This is a genomic window from Microbacterium sp. A8/3-1 (genome assembly GCF_040267695.1).
Lineage (GTDB): Bacteria > Actinomycetota > Actinomycetes > Actinomycetales > Microbacteriaceae > Microbacterium > Microbacterium luteolum.
In genome coordinates, this window is sequence record NZ_CP158357.1 from 1,672,663 (window position 1) to 1,690,289 (window position 17,627).

Sequence of the window (17,627 nt, forward strand, 5' to 3'; positions counted from 1 at the left end):
GTGCGTCGGGTGGAAGCTGTCAGGGTGCGGGTGTCAGTGCGAGCTCGCCGGTGGCGATGGCGCGCACGACGTCGATGAGGAGTCGGCGTTCGACGGGTTTGATGCGTTCGTGCAGGCTGTGCTCGGTGTCACCGGGGAGGATCGGCACGCGCTCCTGCGCGAGGATCGGTCCGGTGTCGACGCCGTCGTCGACCACGATGACGCTCGCGCCGGTCTGCTCGACGCCGGCGGCGAGCGCGTCGCGCACGCCGTGGGCACCGGGGAACTCCGGGAGGAACGCGGGGTGGGTGTTGAGCAGTCGCGGCGAGTACTCGGCGACCAGCGCCGGCGGAAGCAGGCGCATGAGCCCGCTCAGCACGACCAGATCCGGACTCCACACGGCGAGCTGGCGGCCGAGCTCTTCGCCCCACGCCTCGCGGCTGTCGTGCTCGTGCCACGGAACGGTGAAGCTGGGGATCCCGAACTCCTCGGCGTGTGCCAGCCCGTCGGCTTCGCGGTCGGCGCCGACCACGACGACCCTGGCGGGAAAATCGGGGTGACGAGCGGCCTCGAGGAGGGCGCGAAGGTTCGAGCCGGTGCCCGAGATGAGAACGGCGACCGTGAGCACGCGCCCAGTCTACCGGGGCGCAGGGCGTGCTCCCGCCCGGCATCCGTCGGCGTCGGCGTCGTCAGTCGAGACGGTCCGAGGGGTCGCGCTTGGGGATCACGAACCCGCGGAGGTCGTCCAGCGGCGCCGTGTCGTCGAAGGAGGCGGCGCCGGTCGGCCGTGCGGCATCGGATGCCGGCGCCGGGATGCCGTCGGCCTCTTCCACGAGGGGCTCGGCCGACATCTCGGCCAGCCACCGATCGGTGCGCTCCTCCGCCAGCTCGTCGCGATGACGCGGCGACAGCAGCAGGATCGCGGCGCCGAGGAGCGCTTCGCCGCCCAGCGCGAGGGCGAACGGAAGCGGCGACGGCCCGACCTCCGCCAGCCGGCCGGGTCCCATCGATCCGGAGGCGAGCACGGCGGCGAGCGCCGCGACCCCGGCGGTGACCGCTCCGATGCCGAGGGCGATGACGGTCCGCTGCGACATGCCCAGCGGGGTTCCCTCCCACACCAGGCGGGAGCGGACCACCCAGCCCGCGAACGCACCGGCGGCGATGGGGACCAGCACGATGATCAGCATCCAGATCGAGCTGTTCTCCGGCAGCAGGCCGAAGACCGGGATGCCGGGCACCACGCCGAGCTGCGTGCCTGCCGGCGACACCGCGGTCCCGGCGCCGACCGCGAAGCCGGGTCCCGCGATCCACGACGCCACCCACACGATCAGCGTCGGCAGGTAGACGAGCTGTCCCAGCGTCATGACCGTCAGGCCGAGCACGTCGACGCGGGCCGCCTGGAACAGCGCGACGACCTCGCCTCCGCGCAGCGCGATCATCACGGCGAGCGCCGTCGCCGCAGCCCCCGTCACGGCCACGATGACGATGGCCGTGCCGCGTACGATCGCGACCGGGACCGCTGCCCAGTCCTCCCGGGCGTCGAAGGCATCGTGGATGCGGTCCAGCAGGCCGCCGTCGCCCTCCTCCCAGGCGACGCGGACTCCGCCGCAGATCGCACCGACGAGGTACACCGCGGACGGAAGGAGGATCGCCAGGACCAAGGAGGTCCGCGCGGCCGCGAGTCCCGTGCTGAGGGCGACGCCGGTGGCGATCAGGGCGAACACGGCCGAGCCGGCGAGCGCGCCCAGGAGCCAGGCGCCGGCGTGCGCGGCGCGCGCTCCGGAGCGGGCGGCGAACAGGAGCGTGAACAGCAGGAATGCGAGCGGGGTGATCGAGACGGCGAAGCTCGCCGCTGCGGTCGGCAGGCCGAGCGCGACGATGAGCGTGTCGGGGATCGTCACGGCGAGCGGCACGCCGTGACCGAATTCCCACAGTGTGCCGGTGAGCGGCCAGAGCGCGCCCCAGTCCGCGGTGACGCCGAACGCGAGCGTCCAGAGCAGCGTCAACGGCGCCAGGAGCACGGCGAGGCCGACCGCGGCGGCGATGGCGGCGTCGAAGGCGGCGAGGAGCGCGACGAGGAGGCGTTGCATATCGAATCGAGACTACGACGACTTCCCGCTCACCTCCTGGGGGCGCGCGCTGGGCGGACGACACGATAGCGTCTTCTCCGGAGGTTCCCCCGATGACAACTGCCCCGTCCCCCGCGCCCACCGAGACCACCGAGCCCACGAGCGCTCTCGATCGCTTCTTCGAGATCAGCAAGCGAGGATCCACGGTCGGCACCGAGATCCGCGGCGGCCTGGTGACGTTCGTCACGATGGCCTACATCGTGATCCTGAACCCGATCATCCTGTCGGGCAAGCCCGACGTCGCGGGCGACATGCTCGCCTTCAACGCGGTGGGAGCCGCCACCGCACTCACCGCCGGCGTGATGACGATCCTGTTCGGACTCGTCACGCGCCTGCCGTTCGGCTTCGCGGCAGGTCTCGGCATCAACGCCTTCGTGGCCTTCTCGGTGGTCGGCCAGGTCACCTGGCCCGAGGCGATGGCGCTGGTGATGATCAACGGTGTCATCATCGTGCTGCTCGCGGCCACCGGCCTGCGGAAGGCCATCTTCGACGCGGTGCCCTTCCAGCTGAAGATCGCCATCACGGTCGGCATCGGCCTGTTCATCGCGTTCATCGGCTTCGTCAACTCCGGCTTCGTCACCGCCACGGGATCGTCGTCTCCCCCGGTCGGCCTCGGCGTGAACGGCTCGGTCGCCACCGTGCCGAGCCTCCTCTTCGTGGTCACGCTCCTCCTCACCGGCATCCTCGTGGCGCTGCGGATCAAGGGCGGCATGCTGATCGGCCTCGTCGGCGGCACGGTGCTCGCCGTGATCGTCGAGGCCATCTGGCACATCGGTCCGCGCGGCTTCGACGACGAGGGCAACGTCGTCAACCCCGGCGGCTGGGGCCTGACCGTCCCGGCGCTGAACGGCTCACCCGTGAGCGTTCCCGACCTGAGCCTGGTGGGTGCGGTGGACTTCACCTTCGACTTCGGCAAGGTCAGCATCGTCGCGCTGGTCATGATCGTCTTCACGCTGCTCTTCACGAACTTCTTCGACGCCATGGGCACCATGACGGGGCTCGCGAAAGAGGCGAATCTCGCCGATGACAACGGCGACTTCCCACGGATCAAGTCCGCGCTGATCGTCGAGGGCGTCGGCGCGATCGCGGGTGGCGCGACCTCGTCCTCGTCGAGCACGGTGTTCATCGAGTCGGGTGCCGGCATCGGCGAGGGGGCGCGCACCGGCCTCGCGAACGTCGTCACCGGCGTCGTCTTCCTGCTCGCGATGTTCCTGACTCCGCTGACGTCGATCGTCCCGACCGAGATCGCCGCTGCTGCGCTGATCATCGTCGGCGCGATGATGATGGCGCAGATCCGTCACATCGACTTCGCCGACTTCCGCGTGCTGCTGCCGGTCTTCCTCACGGTCTCGGTCATGCCGCTGACCTACTCGATCGCCAACGGCATCGGCGCAGGGTTCGTGAGCTGGGTGCTCATCCACGCGTTCTCGGGCAAGGCCAAGAGCATCAGCCCCCTGCTGTGGGTGGTCGGAGCGGGCTTCCTGATCTTCTTCGCGCGTGGCCCGATCGAAGCGCTGTTCGGCGTCGGGATCTGACGGCCGCCACATCGCGAAGATGTGGGAGCTGCTCGCCTGACGGGGGTCAGGCGAACGCCTCCGCGAACTCGGGTGAAGGCTCGATCGGCTCGATCACGTCGATCAGCACACCGCCGGGCGCCTCCACGATGAAGTGCCGCTGGCCGAAGGCCTCGTCGCGCAGCGTGAGGCGCTCGGGAAGGCCGCGCTCCCCCACCAGACGGGCATGCTCGGCGGCGGCGTCCGCGACCTCGACGTTCAGGAGCAGGCCCCGCACCGGCTCGCGGAAGCCCGGCGGGATGGTCTCGTGGTGACGGTCGAGGATCGCGAGCTCGCCGCCCTCGAAGCGCAGGCTCACGTACCAGTCGGCCTCGAAGGTCGTCTCGAAGCCGAGTTCCTCCCGGTAGAAGCCCGCGGCCCCGGCGACGTCGTCGACCATCAGCACCGGATAGAAGCTCGTGATGTCCATGCGGATCTCCTTAACATACTCTGTGTTTGTATCCGTGGGTCTAGAATACATACACACCGCACGTAAAGGAAACCCCATGCCACGAGCATCCGCCGCCGACGCCGCCGCGACCGCCCGTCGGATCCTCGATGTCGCGAGCGCCCATCTCGCCGAACACGGGTACGCGGCGGCATCCGTCGACGACATCGCCCGGGCCGCAGACGTCACGCGGGGCGCGGTCTACCACCACTACACGTCCAAGCCGCTCCTCTTCGCGGCCGTGGCCGCGGCGGAGCAGCAGCTCGTCGCCGATGCGATCCTGGCGGCAACCGAGAACAGCACGCCGGATTCCGCGCTCCGCGACGGCAGCCACGCCTTCCTCGACGCGATCACCCGCGGGGCCGCTGCGCGCGTGCTGCTCGTCGACGGACCGGCCGTGCTGAGCTGGGAAGACTGGCGAAGGTTCGACGCCGACGGCCCCGCGGCCACGCTGCGAGAGGGGCTCACGGAGGCCGGCATCACGCCGGCGCTGCAGGACGCTCTGACCGCCGCGCTGTCGGGAGCCATGAACGAGCTGGCCCTCTGGCTCTCGGAACGGCAGACGGATGCCGCGGCCCGCGCCCAGGCGCACGACGCGCTCGACCTGCTGCTGGATGCGGTGGCTCCGCGCCCGCAGTAGGCGCCTCCGGGGGCGCAAGTTCGGCGGCCACATCGAACTTCTGCGGCCTCCTGGGCGCTGCATGGCCGCAGAACGTGGGATCGGCCGCAGAAGCTCTGCCGCCCGGGCATGAAAGAAGGCCCCAGAGTGGAGTCCGGGGCCTTCTTTTCCAGCGTAACTCAGATCAGAGAGCTTCGACAATCGCACGCATCAGGTCAGCGGTCTCGGACGGCGTCTTGCCGACCTTGACTCCGGCGGCCTCGAGGGCCTCCTTCTTCGCCTGAGCGGTACCGGCCGAACCGGAGACGATCGCACCCGCGTGACCCATGGTCTTGCCCTCGGGTGCCGTGAACCCCGCGACGTAGCCGACGACGGGCTTCGTGACGTTCGCCTTGATGTAGTCGGCCGCGCGCTCCTCGGCGTCGCCGCCGATCTCGCCGATCATGACGATCGCCTTGGTCTCGGGGTCGGCTTCGAACGCGGCGAGCGCGTCGATGTGCGTGGTGCCGATGACCGGGTCGCCGCCGATGCCGATGGCGGTCGAGAAGCCGAGGTCGCGCAGCTCGAACATCATCTGGTAGGTCAGGGTGCCCGACTTCGACACGAGGCCGATCGGTCCCTTGCCGGTGATGTTCGCCGGCGTGATGCCGACGAGCGCCTCGCCCGGGGTGATGATGCCGGGGCAGTTCGGCCCGATGATGCGGGTCTTGTTGCCCTTGCTCTGCGTGTACGCCCATGCCTCGGCCGAGTCGCCGACGGGCACGCCCTCGGTGATGACGACGAGCAGCGGGATCTCGGCGTCGATGGCCTCGATCATCGCGTCCTTCGTGAAGGCGCCGGGGACGAAGGCGATCGACACGTCGGCGCCGGTCTCCTTCATGGCCTCGGCGACCGAGGCGAAGACGGGCAGCTCGACGGCGTTGCCGTCCTTGTCGGTGTGCGCGACCGTGGTGCCGGCCTTGCGGGCGTTCACGCCGCCGACGACCTGGGTACCGGCCTTCAGCATGAGTGCCGTGTGCTTGGTGCCCTCGCCGCCGGTGATGCCCTGGACGATGACCTTGGAGTCCTTGTTGAGGTAGATCGACATTTCTTCAGTCCTTGTGTCTCAGCGCCGGGTCAGGCGTTGGCGAGCTCGGCGGCCTTGTCGGCGCCCTCGTCCATGGTGGCGGCCAGGGTGACGAGCGGGTGCGCGTACTCGGCGAGGATCGCGCGACCCTCGTCGACGCGGTTGCCGTCGAGACGCACGACGAGCGGCTTGGAGGCCGTGGCGCCCAGCGTCTCGAGGGCGCCCTTGATGCCGTTGGCCACGGCGTCGCACGCCGTGATGCCGCCGAAAACGTTGACGAACACGCTCTTGACCTGCGGGTCGCCGAGGATGACGTCGAGGCCGGCGGCCATGACCTCAGCCGAGGCGCCGCCGCCGATGTCGAGGAAGTTGGCCGGCTTCACGCCGTTGTGGTTCTCGCCCGCATAGGCGACCACGTCGAGCGTCGACATGACGAGTCCTGCGCCGTTGCCGATGATGCCGACCTCGCCGTCGAGCTTCACGTAGTTGAGACCGGATGCCTTGGCCTTGGCCTCGAGCGGGTCGGCCGCATCCTTGTCCTCGAGCGCCTCGTGCTCGGGGTGACGGATCTCGGAGGCGTTGTCGTCGAGCGTGACCTTGCCGTCGAGCGCGATGATGTCGCCCTCTTCGGTGCGGACCAGCGGGTTGACCTCGACGAGCGTCGCGTCCTCGCCCTTGTAGACGTCGAACAGCTTCACGAAGACGTCGGAGACCTTCTCGACGAGGTCCTCGGGGAAGTTCGCCGCGCGGGCGATCTCGACGGCCTTGTCCTTGTCGATGCCCGTGAGCGGGTTGACCTCGATGCGGGCCAGCGCCTCGGGGCGCTCGACGGCCAGCTCTTCGATCTCCATGCCGCCCTCGACCGAGCAGAGGCTCAGGTAGGAGCGGTTGGCGCGGTCGAGCAGCACGGAGAAGTAGAACTCCTCGGCGATGCGTGCGCCCTGCGCGACCATGACGCGCTTGACGACATGGCCCTTGATGTCGAGGCCGAGGATGGCCTTGGCCGCCTCGTACGCCTCGTCGGGGGTCTTGGCGACCTTGACGCCGCCGGCCTTTCCACGGCCGCCGGTCTTCACCTGAGCCTTGACGACGACCACGCCGCCGATCTTCTCGGCTGCCGCCCTCACCTCTTCCGGGGTGTCCGCGACGATGCCGGCGAGGACCGGCACTCCGTACTTCTCGAAAACGTCTCGTGCCTGGTACTCGTACAGATCCACTGTGGTTCCTTCACTGGGCTGCTGTCTGGTAATTCTCTCGATGTCGAGACATCGACCAGTCCCCCAGCCTACTACCTCTGCCGGGGAGCTCCCGCGGCGGAGGCCCTGCCCGCGCATCGCTCGATCCCACGGATCGCGCCCCCGATTGCGCAATCGTGCGGACGATCTAGGCTTTCGCTATGCGAGACTTCCCCGAACCGCGCGCCGCCGTCGTCGCCGCAGCCCTCGAGCTCTTCCAGGATCAGGGCTTCGACCAGACCTCGGTCGAGCAGATCGCCAAGGCGGCCGGAGTCTCGCGATCCACGTTCTTCCGGCAGTTCGGCGGCAAGGAGGATGTGGTCTTCGCCGACCACGAGGTGCTCCTGGGGCAGCTGAGGGAGTTCCTCGCGGAGGGACACGAGGATCCGTGGGCGGCCGTGTGCGCGGCATCCGAATCCGTCTTCGCCCACTTCGCCCACGATCCCGAGCTCGCACGCCGCCGCTACCAGATCGTGCGCCAGGTGCCGGTGCTCCGCGAGCGGGAGATCATCACGGTCTTCCGTTACGAGCGGCTGTTCGACGACTACCTGCGGGGAGCCCTTCCCGGCGTCGACCCCCTCGACGCCGTCGGCTTCGCCGCCCTCGTGACAGCCGTGCACAACCACGTTCTGCGTCAGCTGCTCCGCGGCAAGAAGAAGGTGCCGCTGGCGACGCTGCAGACGGCGCTCGCCGATGTCCGGCGGCGCTACGGCGTGGGAGCGGATGCCGCGGCCGGGGCTCCCGACGATGTCGTCGTCGCGGTGTTCCCGCGCTCGATGCCGATCGCCGAGGTGACCAGAAGGCTGCGATCCGAACTGGACTGACGATCCTGGGTCGTGGGACCGAGTATCGAGGAGTACGATACTTGGTGCCACGAAGGAGTACCCATGAGCATCGAAGCCCCCTTCCCCGGCGAGCGCGTCTCGTCGTACGACATCACCGGGCGCCAGGACAGCGACTACTACGCCGTCTTCGCCGACATCCCCGCCGCCGACCGCGAGGCCTGGGACCGCGCGAAGGCCTACGTCGACGAGGTCGCCCCGCAGATGGCGGATGCCTGGGACCGCGCCGAGTACCCGCTCGACGCCGCCCGCCGCATGGGCGAGATGGACCTCGTCGTCGACGGCATCGATCACCCGTCGCTGACGCGCCTCTCCCCGCTGGCCGCAGGCCTCGTCAACATGGAGATCTCCCGCGGCGACGGATCGCTCGGCACGATCCTCGCCGTGCAGGGCGGTCTGGCGCTGCGCACGCTGGCGCTCTTCGGCTCCCCCGCCCAGCAGGAGAAGTGGATCACGGCCCTCGCAGACGGCTCGGTGCTCGGCTCCTTCGCCCTGACCGAACCCGACCACGGCTCCGACTCCGTCTCGCTCGAGACCGTCGCCCGCCGCGACGGCGAGGAGTGGGTCCTCCGCGGCGCGAAGAAGTGGATCGGCAACGGCGCCTCCGGAGGGATCACGTTCGTCTGGGCCCGCGTCGACGACGAGAGCGCTGACGAGCACGGGGCCGTGCGCTGCTTCCTCGTCGAGCAGGAGACCCCCGGCTACACCGGAACGGTCATCACAGGAAAGGCCTCGCTGCGGGCGATCCATCAGGCGCACATCCGGCTCGACGACGTGCGCATCCACCTGGATGCCGTGCTCCCCGGAGCCGCGAGCTTCAAGGACGCGTCGACCGTGCTGTACGCGACCAGATCGGGCGTCGCGTGGTCCGCGCTCGGCCATGCGACCGCCTGCTACGAGGCGTCGCTGGCCTACGCCAAGGCACGGGTGCAGTTCGGGAAGCCTCTGGCGAAGTTCCAGATGGTGCAGGAGCGCCTGACGCACATGCTCGAGGACCTCACGGCGATGCAGCTCTACTGCCGCCGCATGGCCGATCTCGAGAACGCCGGAGACCTGCGTCCGACGCAGGCGTCGCTGGCGAAGTTCCACAACACGCGCGCCGCACGACGGGTGGCCTCGACCGCCCGCGACCTGCTCGGCGGCAACGGCATCCTGCTCGAGAACGGCGTGATGCAGCACATGGCCGACATCGAGGCCATCCACACCTACGAGGGCACGGAGAGCGTGCAGGCGCTGCTGCTCGGACGCGACATCACCGGGATGAGCGCCTTCGCCTGATCAGCTGCAGCCGCTAGCTGTCCTGACGGATCATGCAGACGAGTCGGTCACGCCCGTCCCAGCTCGGCACTCGAGCGAACCCGCGCGATTCGTAGAGGCGCATGGCTCCGGCACGCCAATCCCAGACGGACAGGCGCACGGCACCGTCCGCTGTGGCCACGGCCGCGTCGAGAAGAGCGGATCCGATGCCGCGGCCACGGGCGGCGGGTGCCGTCCACAGCCGCTTGATCTCGGCCTCATCCTCGAGCGGCGCCACGACGACGACCCCCAGCGTCTCGTCGTCGACCTCGGCGAGGAGCACGTGGAAGCCGGCATAGGCGGCGGCGGGGTCGTCGACCTCTGCGCGATAACGCTCGGGAAGAGCACCGTCGCCGTCCGGCAGGGGCGAGAGCCCCTCGCGGCGCTTCTCCTCCTCGGTCTGCCGGAGGTACGCGCCGACAGCCGCGGAGACCACCGCGGCATCCGGTCCGGAGAGGTCGGCCGACCGGATCATCGGGAGCAAGGCATCCACCGCCATCTCAGGCGCTCCCGATCAACTGCAGCCGCAGGCACCGGCCGGCGTCTTGACCATGAAGCACACGTCGCAGACGCCGTAGTCGCGATCGGCCACGGGTGTGGGCGCACGCTCCCCACGGGGTGCGGAGACGCGCGGCGTCGTGGTGCGCTTCGGCTTGGGCTGCGCGATCGGCATGAACTCGGTGGGGTGATTGACGTAGAAGTACGGCGCACGCCCCTCACTCGGCTGCAGACGCAGCGGAGCCGCACCGATGACGAGGCGCTCGTCTTCGCTGAAGCCGTTCGTGTAGGTGCGGCCGATGTGGAGCGATGCCCCCTCGCCACGGCGGATCGCCTCGATGTAGCGACCGCGGTCGATGTAGGAGCTGATGCCGATCGCCTCGACGATCGCCGTGATGAACGCGTAGTTGGAGATGTCGATGCGATGCGCGCGCAGCGCTTCGTTGAGCGAACGGTATGGACGGGAGGTGCCTGCGGGGGTCGGCCCCTGTGCTTCTTTCATCACCTCCAGGATCGCACGTCTGAGCGCCGTCTTCGACCGCTTCCCTCCCGCTCGCGTGCGAGACTGGCGTGATGGCACGGGCGACGATCATCGGCGCAGGTCCCAACGGACTCGCTGCCGCCGTCGCGCTCGCACGCGCCGGCTACGACGTGCACGTGCTCGAAGCGTCCGACACGGTCGGCGGAGGCGTGCGGACGCAGGAGTCCACGCTCCCGGGATTCCGGCACGACGTGTGCTCCGCCGTGCATCCCGCGGCCGTCTCCTCCCCCTTCTTCCGGGCTTTCGGTCTCGCCGAGCGCATCGAGTGGATCCGCCCGGAGATCTCCTATGCCCACCCGCTCGACGGCGGGCGCGCGGCGATCGCCTGGCACGACATCGCGCGCACGGCGGCCGGGCTGGGCGTCGACGGGCAGGCATGGCTGGCCCGCGTGCGGCCGCTGAGCACCCGTATCGAGGGTCTCATCGACTTCACCGAGAACCAGCTGCTGCGCGTGCCCCGCGACCCGCTCACCGCCGCGCGCTACGCGATCCGGATGCTGGATCAGGGCACTCCCCTAGCCGAGCGCGCTTTCCTCGGCGACGCGGCCGCCGCCCTGATGTCGGGGGTCGTCGCGCACGCGAACTCGCCGCAGCCGACGCTCGCGGGCGCCGCCGCCGGGCTGCTCCTCGCCGCGTTCGGCCACGCCGGCGGCTGGCCCTACCCGCGCGGCGGTGCACAGCAGATCGCGGATGCCCTGGTGGCCGACATCGAAACCCACGGCGGCGTGCTGGAGGCCGGAGTCCGCGTCACGGACCTGCAGACGCTCGACTGGGGCGACCCCGCGCGAGGCGACCTGCTCTTCCTGAACACCTCGCCCCGGCTCGCCCTCACGCACCGCGACGTCCCGTCGGGGTACGCCAGGGCGATCTCGGGGTATCGCTACGGCGCGGCGGCGGCGAAGGTCGACTTCGCGCTCGACGGCCCGATCCCGTGGGCGAATCCGGATGTCCGGCGGGCGCCGACCGTGCACCTGGGCGGGACGCGCGCCGAGGTCTGGGCCAGCGAGAACGCCGTGGCCGCCGGACGGGTCAGCGAGCGGCCGTACGTGCTCGCCGTGCAGCCCTCGGTCCTCGATCCCTCTCGCGCGCCGGAGGGCAAGGCGGTGCTGTGGGCATACATCCACGTGCCGAACGGCTCGGAGCTCGACCCCACCGAGCTCATCACCGCGCAGGTCGAGCGCTTCGCACCCGGCTTCCGCGACCTGATCCTCGCGCACCACGCCGTGCCGGCATCCTCACGGGACGCCATCAACCCGGCGGAGATCGGCGGAGACATCTCTGGGGGCGTCTTCGACATCCGGCAAGCGCTGCGTCGGCCGACCCTGTCCCCGGCGCCGTGGCGGACGCCGATGCGCGGGGTCTACCTGGCCTCGGCATCGACCCCGCCCGGCCCCGCGGTCAACGGCATGGCCGGCTGGCACGCCGCGCGCACGGCCCTGCGCGACGCGGGGACCCCCGCGGAGCTCGGCGACCTGTTCGCCTGAGCCGGTCCCCCTTCCGCCGCACGGTACCCGCGGCCAGGATGGGACCATGCGCTACGACATCCCCTCCCCGATGCTCGCGAAGGCCGTTCCGGCGGTGCCCGACCCGGCGAAGACGCCCGGTGGACTGCTGTACGAGCCGAAATGGGACGGTTTCCGCGGACTCATCGCGTGGGACGGCGAGACGGTCGAGATCGGTTCCCGCGGCGCGAAGCCGCTCACCCGGTACTTCCCGGAGCTCGTGGAGGCGATCCCGGAGCTGCTGCCCGGACCGTGCCTGCTCGACGGCGAGATCGTCGTCGCCACCGGACCGCAGGGCGCCCAGCGCCTGGACTGGGAGGCGTTGAGCCAGCGGATCCACCCTGCGGCCTCCCGCGTCGCCAAGCTCGCCGTGGAGACACCGGCCATGTTCATCGCGTTCGATCTGCTCGCGTACGGAGAAGACGATCTGCTCGGGCAGTCGTTCGAGACCCGCCGCGCCCGCCTCGAGACCGTGATGGATGCCGTCGACCATCCCCTGCACATCACGCGCACCACCCGCGACCGCGACGCCGCCGTCCGCTGGCTCGACGAGTTCGAAGGGGCAGGACTCGACGGCGTGGTCGCCAAGCCCCTCGACCAGCCCTACGCCCCCGGCAAACGCACCCTCTTCAAGATCAAGCACGCACGCACCGCCGATGTGGTCGCCCTCGGCTACCGGATCCACAAGTCCGGCTCTGGCGTCGGCTCGCTGCTCGTGGGGCTCTACGACGACGACGGCACGCTGCGGCAGGTCGGCGGCGTCGCCGCGTGGAGCGACGCACGTCGACAGGAGCTGGTCGAGGAGCTCGCACCCCTCGTCGAGCGCGACGACAGCGGTGACGCGGTCACCGGCGAGGGCGAGCGGTCGCGGTTCAGCGGCTCGAAGGACGTGTCGTTCGTGCGGCTGCGCCCCGAGCGCGTGCTCGAGGTGCGCTACGACCAGCTCGAGGGTGCGCGCTTCCGCCACACCGTGCAGTTCGAGCGCTGGCGCCCCGACCGCGATGCCCGCTCCTGCACCTACGACCAGCTCGACACGGTGGCCGGCTACGACCTCGCCGACGTGCTGTCCTGAACCGCGTCAGTCGTCGATCGGATTCCCCTCGGCATCCCAGTTGCCGGCGACCTTCTTGCTCGGCTGCACGCGCGGCGGCTCCCCCGGCATCTTCGGGAACTCCGGTGGGAACGACAGCTCGCCGAGACCGTTCTCCTTGTCGCGCTCCCACCACTCGAGCAGGGTGTCGATGCGACCCGGCGAGGCCTGCATGTCCGCCCACGGATCGCCGATCTCCGCCAGCCGCTGCGGGATGCTGCGCACCGTGAAGACGGTCGGGTCGAGCCCGTCGAGCTCCTCCCACAGGACGGGCGTCGAGACCGTCGCGCCCGGGAGGGCACGCGGGCTGTAGGCGCCGGCCATCGTGCGGTCGCGGTTGGCCTGGTTGAAGTCGACGAAGATCCGCTCCCCGCGCTCCTCCTTCCACCAGTTCATGGTGACCTGCTCCGGCATCCGGCGCTCCAGCTCCCGCCCGGCGGCGATCACGGCATGGCGCACGTCGAGGAACTCATGCGTCGGCTCGATGGGGGCGAAGATGTGCAGACCGCGGTTGCCACTGGTCTTGGCGAACGCGTCGAGGCCGGCCTCCCGAAGCACCTCGCGCAGCGTGTGCGCGGCGGTGACGGCATCCGCGAAGTCCGTTCCCGGCTGCGGGTCCAGGTCGATGCGAAGCTCGACCGGGTTGTCCGGATCTGTCGCCAGCGATGCCCACGGGTGGAACACGATCGTGTTCATCTGCACGGCCCAGACGATCGCGCTCGTGCGGTTCAGCACGATCTGCGGATGCTGACGACCGCTGTTGTACGTCATCATCTCGGCGTCGACGAAGTCGGGAGTGCCCTTGGGTGGGTTCTTCGAGAAGAATCCCTCCTTCCGCGGCTTTCCCGCGGCTTCGATGCCATCACGGAAGCGCTCGAGGGACACGGCCCTGTTGCCGTTCGCGTTGAGGAACGGGGTCGACACCAGCTGCACGTACTCGGCGAGCTCCGCCTTGGTGATGCCGAGGTCGGGCCAGACCACGCGGTTCGGGCTGGAGAGCGCGACCTCGCGCTCTCCGTCGGGGTCGACGACGGTCAGGGTCACGCGTTCGGAGGCCATGCTCCGACCCTAGGGTGCCGACGGATTCGGGGGAAGACCGCGCTCAGTCGCCGAGATCGACCGCGAGAACCAGGACCGGCGCGAGCGCGTCGCGCTCGACGACGATCGACGGCCCCGCGGTGTCGACGATCACGCCGGCCATCTCGTCGTGGCTCGAGAGCACCTTGGCGAGCTGCTCCGGCTCGAACGGGAGCGGCCGATCGCCGCGGCCGAGGGCGATGACCTCGAGCGGGTGCGAGAAGAGCTGCAGGAACCGCCGCCCGTCGGTGGTCTGCGCCTCGGCGATGCCGACCTGACCGCTGCCGTTGCCGTCGTTCACAGCCACCCACATGCGCTTCGACGCGAGCGCCTCCCCCACCTTCACGGCGGAATCCTGTTCCCGCGGGGCGGCGAGCAGCGACTTGACCGTCATGTCGACGTCGGCCTGATCGAGCGTCTTCTGCAGCAGCTCGGTCGGGAACACGACGCGGTGCGGCGCAGAGGCGTTGTCGACGATGAGGCCGGCGAAGTCTCCCGACACCACCTGCTGCAGCACGGAGGTGACCGGCTGCGCGACCGCGGAGGTCGCCGTGGGATCGTCTTCCAACTGCACCGAGTCGCGGACGGCGGACGCGGAGCTGAACGCGAGCATGAACTGACGCTCGCCGTCGCGGACGACTGCGACCGCCAGCGGCGTGCCCTCGCTGATCTGCGTGCGCGCGTCGCCGATCACGCGGATGTACAGGTGCCCCTGCAGGGCCTGGCGCATGACGCCGAGCAGCTGCTCGTTCGTCGCGCCGGCCTCGACCTCCTTGAGTGCCTCGCGGAGCAGGACGTTGTCCTTCATCCCGGCGATGGTCTCGGTCTGCTCCGGCGGCAGGCTGGGCGCGAGCGGGAGCCTGCGGTCCTGCGGAATCGCGAGCTTCGGAACGGGCTGCGCCGCCGACGACTGCGAGCCGGGAAGAGCGGACGGGCTCGACGGACGAGGGGCGGATGCCGCTGTCCCGGGCGCCGTGTCGGCGTCGGGCAGGGAGACCTCGGGGCCGGCTTCCTCTCCGACTCCGCGGAACGCCTGGACGGAGATGCCGATCGTGGGCGCTGCGGCCACCGGTTCGGCGACGGCCGTCTCGGCGTCATCGTCGGCGCGAGCGCTCGATTCGGTCTCGGGGGCGTCTGCTGCCGGGGCGACGGCGTCGTCGCTGGACTTCTTGCGGCGGGAGAAGAGGGCCATATGAGCCAGCCTAACCCGCCTGCGAGACCTAGATCTTCTCGATCGGCGCGACCTTGATGAGGAGCTTCTTCTGTCCCGCCGTGTCGAAGCGCACGTGTGCGATCCGCTTCGCTCCCTCGCCGGTCACGGCATCGACCCGACCCTCGCCGAAGTCGACGTGACGGATGCGGTCGCCGGCGGTGAGCTCGAGGTCGCCGTTGTCGCGCATCTTGGCGGTGACCCGGTTGGGGAACTTGTCCATCGCCGTCGAGAGCGGCTTGAGCGCGTCTCTGCCGGGCAGCGCCTTGACACCGAACCGGTCGCCCGAACCCGAACCCGAGCCGCCGAATCCCCCGGAACGACGCGCGTTCAGGGCACGGGACTGCATGCCGCCGCGCGAGTTGACGTCGCCCGGCGACTGCCGCCAGTCGATCAGCGCGGCCGGGATCTCCTGGAGGAACCGGCTCGGCATGGCGACGGTGACCTCGCCGAACTGGGCCCTGGTCATCGCGAGCGAGAGGTGCAGGCGCTTGCGCGCACGGGTGATGCCGACGTAGAAGAGGCGACGCTCCTCCTGCGGACCACCGGGCTCGCCTGCCGAGATGCGGTGCGGGATGAGGTCTTCCTCGACGCCTGTCACGAACACGGCGTCGTACTCGAGGCCCTTCGCCGTGTGCATGGTCATCAGGGAGACCGTTCCCGACTCGTCGTCGAGGTCGTCGGCATCCGACACCAGGGCGACCTCGGTGAGGAAGTCGACGATCGTGCCCTCGGGGTTGTTGCGCGCGAAGTCGCGGGCGACGGCGACGAACTCGTCGAGGTTCTCGACACGGGCCTCGTCCTGCGGGTCGCGGCTCGCGCGGAGCGAATCGAGGTACCCGCTCTTCGAGAGCAGCAGGCTCAGACCGTCGGCGACGGTGGTCGGAGCCGGAAGCTCACCGGACGCCGGGAGCATGATCGCGGTCGCCTCGGCGAGCACGGCGTCGAGGTGCGCGATCGCGGCCTGGATCTTCGGGCCGAAGCCGAGCTGCGCCGAGTTCGCCAGAGCATCGCGGAAGCTGATGTCGTGCTCTTCCGCGAAGCGCGCGATCGCGGTCTCGGTCACATCGCCGATGCCGCGACGCGGCTTGTTCAGGATGCGGCGCACCGACATCTCGTCGGCCGGATTCGCGACCGCAACGAGGTACGCGAGGGCGTCTTTGATCTCGGCGCGCTCGTAGAACTTCGTGCCGCCCATGATCTTGTACGGCACGGCGGAGCGGATGAAGATCTCCTCCAGGGCACGGGACTGCGAGTTGGTCCGATAGAACACGGCCATCTCGGAGTACGGCATGCCCGCCCGCCGCAGCACCTCGATCTCGTCGGCCACGAACTGCGCCTCGTCGTGCTGCGAGTACCCCGTGAACCCGATGATGGCGTCGCCGTCGCCCTTGTCGCTCCAGAGCTTCTTGTCCTTGCGGTCGAAGTTGTTCCCGATGACGGCGTTCGCCGCGGACAGGATGTTCTGCGTGGAGCGGTAGTTCTGCTCGAGCAGCACCACCCTCGCGCCGGGGAAGTCGCGCTCGAACTCGCTGATGTTGCGGATGTCGGCACCGCGGAATGCGTAGATCGACTGGTCGGAGTCGCCGACCACCGTGAGCGAGGCGCCCTCGAGGGCGGGGGTCGTCTCGGGTTCGAAGATCATCATGCCGTTGGAGGCATACGGATCGGGGGCGTCGGACGAGACCGGCCGCGTCAGCTCATGGATCAGCGCGTACTGCGCGTGGTTGGTGTCCTGGTACTCGTCGACGAGGATGTGCCGGAAGCGACGCCGATAGGTGTCGGCGACCTGCGGAAACGCCCGGAACAGGTAGACGGTCTGCCCGATGAGGTCGTCGAAGTCGAAGGCGTTGGCCTTCCGCAGCTGGCGCTGGTAATCGGCGAAGAGCTCGACGAATTTGCGCTCCACCGGGTCGCTCATGTTGGCCTGGCGCGCGTAGGACTCGGCGTCGGACAGCTCGTTCTTCAGCTTCGAGATGCGCCCCATCACCGAGGCCGGTGTGAGTCCGTAGGCGTCGGCCTCGTGCTCTTTGACCAACCGCTTGAGGAGGGCGCGGGTGTCACCCGAGTCGTAGATGGTGAATGACTTCGTGAAGCCGAACTGCTCGGCCTCGCGGCGGAGGATGCGCACGCACGCGGAGTGGAAGGTGGAGATCCACATGCCACGGGCGGCGTCGCCGATGAGCCCCGCGACGCGCTCGCGCATCTCGCCGGCGGCCTTGTTCGTGAACGTGATCGCGAGGATCTGGCTCGGCCATGCCTCGCGGCCGCGCAGCAGCGAGGCGATGCGGCGCGTGAGCACGCTCGTCTTGCCTGATCCGGCGCCCGCGACGATGAGCAGCGCGGGTCCGCGATAGGTGACGGCTTCGAGCTGCTGCGGGTTCAGTCCGGCGAGGAGGTCGTCCTGTCCCTCGGCCCCGGAGGAGCGGGGACCGGCGGTTCCGGGGACGATGAGGGGAGCTTCGGTCATGGCCCTATGAGTCTAGGCGGCGGCACCGACACCGCGGCACGGATCTGCCCCCGGGCACGGCCGCGGGAGGGC

At 69.8% G+C, this 17,627-nt stretch carries 16 protein-coding genes; 6 read left to right on the top strand and 10 right to left on the bottom strand.

The features are described 5' to 3' along the window. Nucleotides 1-19: 19 nt before the first annotated feature. A complete protein-coding gene (gene purN / locus ABS642_RS08275) occupies nucleotides 20-607 on the bottom strand; it encodes a phosphoribosylglycinamide formyltransferase (RefSeq protein WP_350352949.1) in 588 nt (195 codons plus the stop codon). Between the two features lie 61 nt (nucleotides 608-668). Next, the gene (locus tag ABS642_RS08280; RefSeq protein WP_350352950.1) at nucleotides 669-2,069 is read right to left on the bottom strand and encodes a DUF6350 family protein; all 1,401 of its coding nucleotides are present in this window, start codon (nucleotides 2,067-2,069) and stop codon (nucleotides 669-671) included. 92 nt (nucleotides 2,070-2,161) lie between these two features. On the opposite strand from ABS642_RS08280, the gene ABS642_RS08285 reads away from it, so the two are divergent. Beyond that, nucleotides 2,162-3,643 carry an NCS2 family permease gene (locus tag ABS642_RS08285; RefSeq protein ID WP_282214187.1) on the top strand — a complete coding sequence of 494 codons (1,482 nt, stop codon included), beginning with the start codon at nucleotides 2,162-2,164 and terminating at the stop codon, nucleotides 3,641-3,643. A 46-nt stretch (nucleotides 3,644-3,689) separates the two neighbouring features. On the opposite strand, the gene ABS642_RS08290 is transcribed toward ABS642_RS08285, so the two are convergent. Then, complete coding sequence (locus ABS642_RS08290; protein WP_350352951.1) at nucleotides 3,690-4,091, bottom strand: VOC family protein; 402 nt, start codon at nucleotides 4,089-4,091, stop codon at nucleotides 3,690-3,692. 76 nt (nucleotides 4,092-4,167) lie between these two features. Here ABS642_RS08290 and ABS642_RS08295 point away from each other — a divergent pair, with 76 nt between their 5' ends. Then, nucleotides 4,168-4,749, top strand: a complete 582-nt coding sequence (locus ABS642_RS08295) for a TetR family transcriptional regulator (protein WP_350352952.1) — start codon at nucleotides 4,168-4,170, stop codon at nucleotides 4,747-4,749. Nucleotides 4,750-4,912: 163 nt separating this feature from the next. Here ABS642_RS08295 and sucD read toward each other — a convergent pair whose 3' ends face one another. Next, nucleotides 4,913-5,815 carry a succinate--CoA ligase subunit alpha gene (gene sucD, locus ABS642_RS08300; protein ID WP_350352953.1) on the bottom strand — a complete coding sequence of 301 codons (903 nt, stop codon included), beginning with the start codon at nucleotides 5,813-5,815 and terminating at the stop codon, nucleotides 4,913-4,915. Nucleotides 5,816-5,844: 29 nt separating this feature from the next. After that, nucleotides 5,845-7,011 (bottom strand): ADP-forming succinate--CoA ligase subunit beta, encoded by a 1,167-nt coding sequence (gene sucC, locus ABS642_RS08305; RefSeq protein WP_282214191.1) that lies wholly within the window; start codon nucleotides 7,009-7,011, stop codon nucleotides 5,845-5,847. A gap of 179 nt (nucleotides 7,012-7,190) precedes the next feature. On the opposite strand from sucC, the gene ABS642_RS08310 reads away from it, so the two are divergent. After that, nucleotides 7,191-7,853, top strand: coding sequence for a TetR family transcriptional regulator (locus ABS642_RS08310; protein ID WP_282214192.1), 663 nt, complete (start codon nucleotides 7,191-7,193; stop codon nucleotides 7,851-7,853). Nucleotides 7,854-7,916: 63 nt separating this feature from the next. After that, nucleotides 7,917-9,149 (top strand): acyl-CoA dehydrogenase family protein, encoded by a 1,233-nt coding sequence (locus tag ABS642_RS08315; protein ID WP_350352954.1) that lies wholly within the window; start codon nucleotides 7,917-7,919, stop codon nucleotides 9,147-9,149. Between the two features lie 13 nt (nucleotides 9,150-9,162). Here ABS642_RS08315 and ABS642_RS08320 read toward each other — a convergent pair whose 3' ends face one another. Beyond that, nucleotides 9,163-9,660 (bottom strand): GNAT family N-acetyltransferase, encoded by a 498-nt coding sequence (locus ABS642_RS08320; protein WP_350352955.1) that lies wholly within the window; start codon nucleotides 9,658-9,660, stop codon nucleotides 9,163-9,165. 21 nt (nucleotides 9,661-9,681) lie between these two features. Continuing rightward, nucleotides 9,682-10,167, bottom strand: a complete 486-nt coding sequence (locus ABS642_RS08325; RefSeq protein WP_350352956.1) for a hypothetical protein — start codon at nucleotides 10,165-10,167, stop codon at nucleotides 9,682-9,684. Nucleotides 10,168-10,238: 71 nt separating this feature from the next. On the opposite strand from ABS642_RS08325, the gene ABS642_RS08330 reads away from it, so the two are divergent. After that, on the top strand, nucleotides 10,239-11,690 hold the full coding sequence (locus ABS642_RS08330; RefSeq protein ID WP_350352957.1) for an NAD(P)/FAD-dependent oxidoreductase: 1,452 nt from the start codon (nucleotides 10,239-10,241) through the stop codon (nucleotides 11,688-11,690). 46 nt (nucleotides 11,691-11,736) lie between these two features. Continuing rightward, nucleotides 11,737-12,780 carry an ATP-dependent DNA ligase gene (locus ABS642_RS08335; protein WP_350352958.1) on the top strand — a complete coding sequence of 348 codons (1,044 nt, stop codon included), beginning with the start codon at nucleotides 11,737-11,739 and terminating at the stop codon, nucleotides 12,778-12,780. A gap of 6 nt (nucleotides 12,781-12,786) precedes the next feature. On the opposite strand, the gene ligD is transcribed toward ABS642_RS08335, so the two are convergent. Genes ligD through ABS642_RS08350 form a run of 3 tightly spaced genes read right to left on the bottom strand, consistent with a single transcriptional unit; the run spans nucleotide 12,787 to nucleotide 17,555 of the window. After that, entirely contained in the window at nucleotides 12,787-13,857 is a 1,071-nt protein-coding gene (gene ligD, locus ABS642_RS08340; protein WP_282214198.1) for a non-homologous end-joining DNA ligase, read from the bottom strand. A gap of 43 nt (nucleotides 13,858-13,900) precedes the next feature. Further along, nucleotides 13,901-15,067, bottom strand: a complete 1,167-nt coding sequence (locus tag ABS642_RS08345; protein WP_350352959.1) for an SseB family protein — start codon at nucleotides 15,065-15,067, stop codon at nucleotides 13,901-13,903. Nucleotides 15,068-15,095: 28 nt separating this feature from the next. Then, nucleotides 15,096-17,555, bottom strand: coding sequence for a UvrD-helicase domain-containing protein (locus tag ABS642_RS08350; protein ID WP_350352960.1), 2,460 nt, complete (start codon nucleotides 17,553-17,555; stop codon nucleotides 15,096-15,098). Nucleotides 17,556-17,627: the final 72 nt, after the last annotated feature.